The sequence below is a fragment of the Mycobacterium sp. 1245111.1 genome (assembly GCF_001673405.1).
GTDB lineage: Bacteria > Actinomycetota > Actinomycetes > Mycobacteriales > Mycobacteriaceae > Mycobacterium.
In genome coordinates this window covers 1-591 of the sequence record NZ_LZLV01000120.1, presented here as the reverse complement: position 1 = coordinate 591, position 591 = coordinate 1, and the positions used below count along the sequence as shown (strand labels likewise).

The following is a 591-nucleotide window of genomic DNA, read 5'->3' as shown; positions in this document are numbered from 1 at the left end:
AGCCTGCTGTCTGAGGACTACCACTTCTGCAAACTCGCGCGCGACCGCGGCTTCAAAATCTACGCGGCACCCTGGGTCCGGCTCAATCACACGGGGACATACATATTCGGGCACGGCAGCGCTCAATAGGCGTCAGCCTTACAGGCTTGGATTTACCAACCAATTTGGTTGTAGCTCGCTGTCGTATTCGTAGGGGCCGGTGTGCGTCAGATGCACCCAGGGGGCCGCGAAGACCCTGAAGCCGCAACTGCGCGCGAGTTTGCAGAAGTGGTAGTCCTCAGACAGCAGGCTGTTCCCCGAATCGGGATCGATGCTGACGGCATAAAACTCCTTGAGCTCGATGCCCGGTGTGGAACCGTCGACATAGGACGGCGCATCCGCGGCGAGGGACTCGAACACTGCGCGCTTGATCAGCATGAACCCCGTTCCCGCATTGGCGATTTCGATGAGGCCTTCGGTGGTAACCCGGTCCGGGGAGTTGTCGATGAGGTTCAAGACCAACGAACTCTCGTGGTCGCGCAATTGCTCCTGCGGCACGCCCTCGCTGGCGGCCCGCGCCACCGCCGGCCAGTTGATCTCCTTTTTCGGATA

Annotated in this window: 1 protein-coding gene; it reads right to left on the bottom strand. The window is 60.4% G+C overall.

Features of this window, described 5'->3' with window-relative positions; all coding sequences use genetic code 11:
* Positions 1-138 precede the first annotated feature (138 nt).
* On the bottom strand, positions 139-591 hold a 453-nt coding region (locus A5658_RS28515), incomplete at its 5' end, for a hypothetical protein (RefSeq protein ID WP_197503170.1).